Genomic DNA, 8,550 nt, shown 5'->3' with positions numbered 1-8,550 from the left:
CGAGGGCGCGGCGGCGCTCCTTCGCACGCTGGGGCGGGCAACCGTAGGCTGGGGTGAGCCCGAAGGCGAACCCCAGCTCCCCGGCGATACCATTTCAACGAACGAACAGAGAGAGACCGAGGCACACACCATGATGAAACTCCCCGCCCGCTACGACCACGTCGGCAGCTTCCTGCGTCCGAAAGACCTCCTCGAGGCCCGAGCCCGCAAGGCGAAGGGCGAGATCACGCCCGCCGAACTGCGCAAGGTCGAGGACCAGGCCATCACCGAGATCGTGAAGTTCCAGGAGGACCTGGGCCTCAAGGGCATCACCGACGGCGAGTTCCGCCGCACCTACTTCCACATCGACTTCCTGGAGCAGCTGGGCGGTGTGAAGACCGACATCCCGGTCACCATCATTCGCCCCGACGGCACGGAAGAACTGGCCCCGCCGGTGATGAAGGTGATCGACAAGGTGCGCCACGTGAAGGACATCCAGCTGGCCGACTTCCAGTACCTGAAGCGCCAGCTGGCGCCGGGCAGCACGGCCAAGGTGACCATCCCCTCGCCGACGATGCTGCACTTCCGCGGCGGTCGCGCGGGCATCAGCAAGCAGCACTACCCCGAGCTCGAGCCGAGCTTCTACCAGGACGTGGCCAACGCCTACGGCGACGAACTGCGCTCGCTGGCCGAAGCCGGCTGCACCTATGTGCAGATGGACGACACCAACATGGCCTACCTGTGCGACGAGCACATGCGCGAAGCGGCCCGCCAGCGCGGCGACGACCCCAACGAGCTGCCGCACCGCTACGCCAAGTTCATCAACCTTGTGGTCGCGCAAAAGCCCAAGGGCATGACGCTCGCCATGCACCTGTGCCGCGGCAACTTCAAGAGCACGCACGCCGCAGCGGGCAACTACGAGCCGGTGGCGGAGGCGCTGCTGTCGGAGATGGACCTGGATGCGTACTTCCTGGAGTACGACGACGACCGCTCGGGCGACTTCCGGCCGCTGCGCTACCTGCCCAAGGGCAAGATCGTGGTGCTCGGCCTCGTCACCACCAAGTTCGGCGAGATGGAGAGCAAGGACACGCTGAAGCGGCGCATCGACGAGGCGGCGAAGTACGCACCGCTGGAGCAGCTGTGCCTGTCGCCGCAGTGCGGGTTCTCCAGCACCGTGCACGGCAACAACATTGCCGTCGAGGCCCAGCGCAACAAGCTCAAGCTGGTGGTGGAGACGGCGCGCGAGGTGTGGGGCGGCTGATCGCCTCGCCGCGGTGCGAAGCGCGCTGGGGGCTCACGCCTCCAGCGGCAGGCCCACGTAGTTCTCTGCCAGCGAAGTCGATGCCGCCACCGACCCCAGCAGGTAGCCGATCTCGGCCTCCTGGATCTTCTGTGCGAAGGCCCCGCCATCGGGGAACTTGTGCATCAGCGAGGTGAACCACCAGGAGAAGCGCACCGCATTCCACACGCGGCGCAGGCAGCGATCCGAATACGCATCGATGCCCGCCGAGCTCTTGTCGCGGTAGAACTCGATCAGCCCGCGCGACAGGTAGTGCACGTCCGACGCCGCCAGGTTCAGGCCCTTGGCGCCGGTCGGCGGCACGATGTGCGCCGCGTCCCCGGCCAGGAACAGCCGGCCGAAGCGCATCGGCTCCGCCACGAAGCTGCGCAGCGGCGCGATGCTCTTCTCGATCGACGGGCCGATCACCATGCTCTCGGCGGCCTCGGGGTCGAGGCGCAAGCGCAGTTCGTCCCAGAAGGCCTGGTCGCTCCACTGTTCGACCTTGTCGTCGAGCGAGCACTGGATGTAGTAGCGGCTGCGCGTGTTGGAGCGCATGCTGCACAGCGCGAAGCCGCGCTCGTGGTTGGAGTAGATGAGCTCGTGCGCCACGGGCTTGGTGTCGGACAGCACGCCCAGCCAGCCGAAGGGGTAGACCTTCTCGTAGGTCTGGATGCTGCCGGCCGGCACGCTGGCGCGGCTCACGCCGTGGTAGCCGTCGCAGCCGGCGATGAAGTCGCACTGCACTTCGTGCGCCACGCCGTCCTTGGTGTACGTGACGGTGGGGGATGCGCCGTCGAAGCCGTGCAGCTGCACGTTCTGCGCTTCGTACACCGTCTTGGCGCCGGCGGCGGCGCGCGCGTCCATCAGGTCGCGCGTCACTTCGGTCTGTCCGTAGACCATCACGTCCTTGCCGCCGGTCAACTTGTGCAGGTCGATGCGGTGGTGCGTGTTGCGGTAGCCGATGTTGAAGCCCTGGTGCACCAGGCCTTCGGCGTGCATGCGCTGGCCCAGGCCCAGCTGGTCCATCAGGTCGACCGTGCCCTGTTCCAGCACGCCGGCGCGGATGCGGCCGAGCACGTACTCGGCGCTGCGCTGCTCCAGCACGATGGCGTCAACGCCGGCCTGGTGCAGCAGGGCACCGAGCAGCAGGCCCGACGGGCCGGCACCGACGATGGCGACTTGTACGCGTTGCGTGGGCATGGCGTCTCCTTGCGGTGTCAGAGCGTGCTGCGCAGGCGGGCCTGGGCTTGCAACAAGGCGGGCAGGCAGGTCTCGACCAGCTGCGACATGCTCACGCGCGAGGTCTGCACGCTGATGTTCATGGCGGCCAGCACCTCGCCGCGGAAGTTCTTCAGCGGCACGGACACCGTGCGCAGCCCCAGCTCGAACTCCTGGTCGACGGTCGCGTAGCCCTGCGTGCGCGCGCGGTTGATCTCGGCGCGCAGCTGCGAGGTGTCGGTGAGGGTGTGCGGCGTCAGCGGCTCCAGCTTCTGCTGCGCCAGCCAGGCGTCGACTTCACCCGGCGTCTTGGCCGCCAGCAGGATGCGGCCGTTGGCCGTGCAGTACGCCGGCACGCGGGTGCCCGGCTGCAGCGTCGACGAGACCAGGCGGCCCGCTTCGGTGGCGGCGATGCAGATCACGTCGCTGCCTTCCAGCACGCCGGCCGAGGAGGCCTCTTTGAGCGCGTAGGCCAGCTTGTGCAGTTCGGGCTGCACGATGCGCGGCAGACGCGCCGAGTGCATGTAGCTCTGGCCCAGGCGCAGCACCTTGGGGCTGAGCGAATACATCTTGCGTTCGCTGCTCACGTAGCCCAGGTACTCGAGCGTGATGAGGTAGCGGCGCGCGGCGGCGCGGGTCAGGCCGCAGCGCGTGGCAACTTCGCTGATGGTCAGGCGCGGGCGGTCCTGGTCGAAGGCTTCGATCACCGCCAGGCCCTTCTCCAGCCCGGCGATCAGGTCACGCTTGTGGGGGCCGCTGTCGACCGCCGCGGCGGGCTCCGGAAGCGCAGTTTCGTTGTTGAAGGCGTCAAGCGGATCCAGCGAGGTCATGGGCGTCAGGTCATTCGTTTGATCCTCGGAATGTAGTTATTCATCATCACTAAATACATTGGTAATCGCCACATTCGTGCGATTGGCGGATCGTTTGTGCGTTCAGAGCCCCACGGGCAGGGGCGACGGTGCCTTGATCTCCTCCATGCAGATCATGGAGCGCACGTCGTCCACGCCCGGCACTTGCATCAGCTGGTCGGTGAGGAACTGGCTCAGGCTCTTGAGGTCGCGCGCCACCACCTTGAGCAGGTAGTCGCTGTCGCCCGAGACGGTGTGGCACTCCAGGATCTGCGGGAAGGCGCGGATGTCGGCCTCGATCTCGCGCACCCGGCCGAACTGGCCGCCGTCGATGTTGAGGCTCACGTAGGCCATCACCTCCAGGCCCAGCGCCTTCGGGGTGACCAGGGCGCGGTAGCCGCGCAGCACGCCGCGCTCTTCCAGCGCACGCACGCGGCGGAAGCACTGCGGCGCCGACAGGTGCACCTGGGCCGAGAGCTCCACGTTGCTGGCCCGGCCGTCGGCCTGCAACGCCGTGAGAATCTTGCGGTCGAGTGCGTCAAGCTCTTGTTCTGCCACCGTCATCTCCTTCGATATGAACGAATCTTGTGACTTGGAGTGTATTGGTGCAATAAATGGCATGCAAATTTCGCAGATCCTTGCCTAGACTGAAGACAGTTGGACAAGGACACCACGAACATGACCACCGCCGCCCGCGCGACCGCGCTGCGCCAACGCGCCCAAGCCTCTCAATCCAGCCACGCGCCCATCGAGCTCGAAGCGCGCCATGGCGCCCACAACTACCACCCGCTGCCCGTGGTGCTCACGCGCGGTGCCGGCGTCTACCTGTTTGACGACGGCGGGCGCCGCTACCTCGACATGATGTCGGCCTACTCCGCGGTGAGCTTCGGCCACAGCCACCCGGTGCTGGTGAACGCGCTCACCGAGCAGGCGCAAAAGCTCGCCGTCACCAGCCGCGCCTTCCACACCGACCAGCTCGGCAGCTTCCTGGAGCTGCTGTGCCGCATGACGGGCATGGCGCGCGCGCTGCCCATGAACAGCGGCGCCGAGGCGGTCGAGACCGCCATCAAGGCGGCGCGCAAGTGGGCCTACAAGGTCAAGCGCGTGCCCGAGGGGCGGGCACAGATCCTGGTGGCCGAAGGCAACTTCGCCGGGCGCACCACCACCATCGTCGGCTTCTCCAGCGAGGCGCAGTACCGCGACGGCTTCGGGCCTTTCGCGCCGGGGTTCAGCACCGTGCCCTTCGGCGACGCGCAGGCACTGGAGGCGGCCATCACGCCCGACACTGCGGCCTTCATCGTCGAACCCATCCAGGGCGAGGCCGGCATCATCGTGCCGCCCGCCGGCTACCTGCGGGCGGTGCGCGAGATCTGCACGCGCCACAACGTGCTGCTGATCTGCGACGAGGTGCAGACCGGCCTCGGCCGCACCGGCGCGCTGCTCGCGTGCGACCTCGAAGGCATCAAGCCCGACGGCCTGATGCTCGGCAAGGCGCTCGGCGGCGGCCTGCTGCCGGTGAGCGCTTTCCTGGCGCGCGAGGACGTGATGGCGCTCTTCACCCCCGGGGACCACGGCAGCACCTTCGGCGGCAACCCGCTGGCCGCCGCCGTGGGCCGTGCGGCGCTGCAGCTGCTGGAGAGTGGCGAGCTGGCGCGCCGCGCGCACGAGAACGGCGAGTACCTCATGGCGAGCCTGCGTGCGCTCAGGCACCCGGCCATCACCGAGGTGCGCGGCCGCGGTCTGCTCATCGGGGTGCAGATCGACCCGGCCTTCGCCAGCGCACGCGAGGTGTGCGAGCAGTTGATGCACGAAGGCGTGCTCACCAAGGACACCCACCACACCGTCGTGCGGCTGGCGCCGCCGCTGGTGATCGAGCGCGAGCAGATCGACGCCGCGGTGGCAGCCCTGCAGCGGGTGCTGCAGTCCCATTCGGTGGCATCGACGGTGTGAGCGGGTGGGGTAAGAGCGCGGGGCGAGAATCCGAGCTTCTTGCAGCCCCACCTCGCCCCACCATGAACCTCGTCGAACTCTCTCCGGGCGGCCCCCGCCTGTCTCCCATCGTCGCGGGCGCCTGGCGCCTGGCCGAGTGGGGCTGGTCGACGCAGCAGCGGCTGAGCTGGATCGAGCAGTGCCTCGAGCTCGGCGCCAGCAGCTTCGACCATGCCGACATCTACGGCGGCTACGCGGTCGAGGCCTTGTTCGGCGAGGCGCTGGCGCTGAAGCCCGGCCTGCGCCAGCACCTGCAGCTGGTGAGCAAGGTGGGCATCAAGCTGGTGTCGCCTGCGCGGCCCGGCCACACCATCAAGCACTACGACACCAGCGCCGCGCACATCGCCTGGACGGTCGACAACGCGCTGCGCCAGCTGCGCACCGACTACCTCGACCTGCTGCTCATCCACCGCCCCGATGCGCTGCTCGATGCCGACGAAGTCGCTCGCACGTTCGAGCAGCTGGTCGCCGCGGGCAAGCTGCGCCACGTCGGCGTCTCCAACTTCACGCCTTCGCAGTTCGAGCTGCTGAACGCGCGCATCCCGCTGTCGACCAACCAGGTCGAGCTTCATCCCTTGAACCGCCAGGTGCTCGACGACGGCACGCTAGACCAGTGCCAGCGCCTGCGCGTGCGGCCGATGATCTGGTCGCCGCTGGCCGGCGGGGCGCTCTTCACGAGCCACGAGCCGGCTGCGCTGCGCGTGCGCCAGGCGCTTGCGGCGATTGCGCAGCGCCACGGTTGCAGCGCCACGACGGTGGCTCACGCCTGGCTGCTGCGCCTGCCGAGCCGGCCGCTGCCCATCGTGGGCTCGCGCCGCCCCGAGGCCTTGCGCGAGGCCGTGGCCGCGCTGGCGCTGCGGCTCGATGCCGCCGAGTGGACAGAGATCTGGGCCGCCGCCACCGGGCACGAGGTGCCCTGAGGGCGCTCTTCAGCCGCGGCCGACGAAGGCCGCGAACAACTCGCTCTTGAAATGCAGCCCCATGCGCTCGAAGGCGCGCCGGCGGTAGGTCTTGACCGTGGCCACGCTGAGGCCCAGGTCGGCGGCGATGCCGTCGTAGCTCAGGCCTTGCAGCAGGCGCGCGCAGACCTCCAGCTCGCGCGCGGGCAGGGCCGGGCAGTGGCGCTGCAGCGCACCGGTCAGTGCGCCCAGGTCGGGCCGCTTGCTCACCGTCGAGGTGCCGGGCTCGGTGAGCTCGATGTGCCGCCGCACCGTCGCCAGCAGGCCCTGCGCCAGCTGCTCGAAGTTGGCCAGTTCCGTGTCGGCAAAGCTGCCCTGGTGCTCGTGGTGGTAGAGGTTGACCGCCAGCACCGACTCGTCGTCCTGGGGTGACACCACCGAGAGCCGCTCGCTCACGCCGTGGCGGTGGTAGATGGCTTCGCGGTGCTCGGGGTTGGGGAAGTCGCGCGCGCGCAGGCGGAACATCAGCGCCTCGCCGCGGCGCGCCGCCGAGCGGGCGGCATCGAAGGTGGAGTCGCGGCGGTACAGGCCGTCGCGGTAGACCTGGAAGCAGTCGCGCGTGGTGTCGGCCACGCCGTGGCTGGACGAGAGGTGCAGCACGGGCGCGCGATCGCGCCACACCCGGTACACCGACCACGAGGCCGCGTTGAGCGCGCCGTTCACGCTGGCCAGCGCCGCCTGGGCAAAGCCGGCGTCGCCCACCGCGCCGATCACGCCGGCCAGGCTGGCCTGTGCTTCGCGGGGCGCGTGCGCAAGCGGCGTGATGGTCCAGGACTGCATGGCGATGGTGTCTCCAGCCGGCTCTCTTTATTAGCTACCGCGCTGGAGTCTAGGGCGGCGACCTCGCTGCGCCATCGGGTCTGACCAGGGGCTGAATCTGCGCATCGCCCATAGCTTTTGGCGACCGAAACGGGGTGCACGATTGTGCTAGTGGAAACCCTTTGCTGGCGGGCACACACTTTCTTACGAGGAAGCAGAAAGAAAAGGGGCGAAACGGCCGTTGCATTGGCCATCGAAGCCTCAATCGGCGAGGCATTCTGCCGATGAAGCTACTTGGCAGACCGCCAGACGACAACGCGCCTTTGCGCATCTCTTATGAGTGAATCTTCGCTTTCCCCTTGGTTCTCGCGCCTCCCCGGCGCGGAACTGCTTGCATGGCAAGGCAGCGCCCTGGGTGCCGCCGGTGGCCTGTGCACCTGGGCGCTCGGCGGTGGCATGTGGTCGGTGCCTGTCGCGGTGGGCCTGGTGTGTGCGGGCGTGTTCATCGACCGGCGCCATGCCGCCGTCAAACGTGAGCTCAAGCGCGCCACCACCGACTACCTGGCCGGCGCCGAAGGCCTGGGCCGCGACGTGCTGCCCGTCTGGAGTGGCCACATCGAGACCTCGCGCGTGCAGATGGAATCGGCCATCTCTTCGCTCACCGAGCGCTTTGCCGGCATCGTCGACAAGCTCGACCAGGCGATGCGCGCCTCCGACATGGCGGGCCACTCCGCCCAGGACAGCGAGCACGGTTTGGTGGCGGTGTTCGCCAGCAGCAGCAAGGAACTCAACGCGGTGCTCGAATCGCTGCGCAGCGCCATGCAGAGCAACAGCCTGCTGCGCGACGAGGTGCAAAGCCTGCACCGCTTCATCCATGAACTGCAGCAGATGGCGGCCGAGGTGGCCAACATCGCGGCGCAGACCAACCTGCTGGCCATCAACGCCGCCATCGAAGCCGCCCACGCCGGCGAGACCGGCCGCGGCTTCTCTGTGCTGGCGCAAGAGGTGCGCAAGCTCTCGGCCATGTCGGGCGAGACAGGCAAGCGCATGGCCGACAAGGTGGCGCTGGTGGCCGACGCCATCGCCAACGCCCGGCGCAGCGCCGAAGAATCGGCCACGCGCGAGGCGGCTTCCATCGACGGCTGCGAGGCCTCGATCAACGGCGTGCTCAACGGCTTCCGCGGCGTGACCGAAGCGCTGGCCGCTTCGGCCGACGTGCTCAAGCGCGAGAGCGTGGGCATCCAGGCCGAAGTGGGTGAAGCGCTGGTGCAGCTGCAATTCCAGGACCGCGTGAGCCAGGTGATGACGCACGTGCGCCAGAACATCGAAGCCCTGCCCGAGCGTCTGACGCACAGCCGCGAAACCTACGAGCGCGATGGGCTGCTCGTGCCGGTGGACGCACGCGCCCTGCTGGCCGAGCTGGAGAAGACCTACGCCATGGCCGAGGAGCGCGAGACGCACGGCGGTGGCGGTGCCGCCGGCGCGCCCAAGAACGAAGAGATCACTTTCTTCTGAG

At 68.4% G+C, this 8,550-nt stretch carries 8 protein-coding genes; 4 read left to right on the top strand and 4 right to left on the bottom strand.

All coding sequences use genetic code 11. The features are described from left to right. Positions 1-130 precede the first annotated feature (130 nt). Positions 131-1,240 (top strand): 5-methyltetrahydropteroyltriglutamate--homocysteine S-methyltransferase, encoded by a 1,110-nt coding sequence (locus VFL64_RS18465; RefSeq protein ID WP_489541846.1) that lies wholly within the window; start codon positions 131-133, stop codon positions 1,238-1,240. Between the two features lie 33 nt (positions 1,241-1,273). On the opposite strand, the gene pobA is transcribed toward VFL64_RS18465, so the two are convergent. The 3 genes from pobA to VFL64_RS18450 form a co-directional block, all read right to left on the bottom strand. Then, positions 1,274-2,461: a 4-hydroxybenzoate 3-monooxygenase gene (pobA, locus tag VFL64_RS18460; protein ID WP_489541845.1), complete on the bottom strand. Its 1,188-nt coding sequence runs from the start codon at positions 2,459-2,461 to the stop codon at positions 1,274-1,276. 17 nt (positions 2,462-2,478) lie between these two features. Next, positions 2,479-3,309: an IclR family transcriptional regulator domain-containing protein gene (locus VFL64_RS18455; protein WP_489541844.1), complete on the bottom strand. Its 831-nt coding sequence runs from the start codon at positions 3,307-3,309 to the stop codon at positions 2,479-2,481. Positions 3,310-3,411: 102 nt separating this feature from the next. Beyond that, a complete protein-coding gene (locus tag VFL64_RS18450; protein ID WP_489541843.1) occupies positions 3,412-3,891 on the bottom strand; it encodes an Lrp/AsnC family transcriptional regulator in 480 nt (159 codons plus the stop codon). 114 nt (positions 3,892-4,005) lie between these two features. Between VFL64_RS18450 and rocD the strand changes: the two genes are divergently transcribed. Together rocD and VFL64_RS18440 are read left to right on the top strand one after the other, a co-directional pair. Continuing rightward, positions 4,006-5,277, top strand: coding sequence for an ornithine--oxo-acid transaminase (gene rocD / locus VFL64_RS18445; protein ID WP_489541842.1), 1,272 nt, complete (start codon positions 4,006-4,008; stop codon positions 5,275-5,277). Between the two features lie 62 nt (positions 5,278-5,339). Beyond that, positions 5,340-6,236: an aldo/keto reductase gene (locus VFL64_RS18440; RefSeq protein ID WP_489541841.1), complete on the top strand. Its 897-nt coding sequence runs from the start codon at positions 5,340-5,342 to the stop codon at positions 6,234-6,236. Between the two features lie 9 nt (positions 6,237-6,245). Here the strand turns inward: VFL64_RS18440 and VFL64_RS18435 are convergent, their stop codons facing one another. Next, entirely contained in the window at positions 6,246-7,055 is an 810-nt protein-coding gene (locus VFL64_RS18435; protein ID WP_489541840.1) for a LuxR C-terminal-related transcriptional regulator, read from the bottom strand. A 315-nt stretch (positions 7,056-7,370) separates the two neighbouring features. Between VFL64_RS18435 and VFL64_RS18430 the strand changes: the two genes are divergently transcribed. Continuing rightward, positions 7,371-8,549, top strand: coding sequence for a methyl-accepting chemotaxis protein (locus VFL64_RS18430; RefSeq protein ID WP_489541839.1), 1,179 nt, complete (start codon positions 7,371-7,373; stop codon positions 8,547-8,549). Position 8,550: the final 1 nt, after the last annotated feature.

It is taken from the genome of Rhizobacter sp., assembly GCF_035702065.1.
Taxonomy (GTDB): Bacteria; Pseudomonadota; Gammaproteobacteria; order Burkholderiales; family Burkholderiaceae_C; genus Rhizobacter.
The sequence above is the reverse complement of the archived record's forward strand: the minus strand, read 5'-3'. Positions and strand labels throughout refer to the sequence as shown.

What these genes read in the sequence shown, in the direction of transcription:
- rocD (WP_489541842.1), top strand. Translation starts at nt 4,006, where the DNA reads ATGACCACCGCCGCCCGCGCGACCGCGCTGCGCCAACGCGCCCAAGCC.
- VFL64_RS18435 (WP_489541840.1), bottom strand. Translation starts at nt 7,055, where the DNA reads ATGCAGTCCTGGACCATCACGCCGCTTGCGCACGCGCCCCGCGAAGCA.
- VFL64_RS18450 (WP_489541843.1), bottom strand. Translation starts at nt 3,891, where the DNA reads ATGACGGTGGCAGAACAAGAGCTTGACGCACTCGACCGCAAGATTCTC.
- VFL64_RS18440 (WP_489541841.1), top strand. Translation starts at nt 5,340, where the DNA reads ATGAACCTCGTCGAACTCTCTCCGGGCGGCCCCCGCCTGTCTCCCATC.
- pobA (WP_489541845.1), bottom strand. Translation starts at nt 2,461, where the DNA reads ATGCCCACGCAACGCGTACAAGTCGCCATCGTCGGTGCCGGCCCGTCG.
- VFL64_RS18430 (WP_489541839.1), top strand. Translation starts at nt 7,371, where the DNA reads ATGAGTGAATCTTCGCTTTCCCCTTGGTTCTCGCGCCTCCCCGGCGCG.
- VFL64_RS18455 (WP_489541844.1), bottom strand. Translation starts at nt 3,309, where the DNA reads ATGACCTCGCTGGATCCGCTTGACGCCTTCAACAACGAAACTGCGCTT.
- VFL64_RS18465 (WP_489541846.1), top strand. Translation starts at nt 131, where the DNA reads ATGATGAAACTCCCCGCCCGCTACGACCACGTCGGCAGCTTCCTGCGT.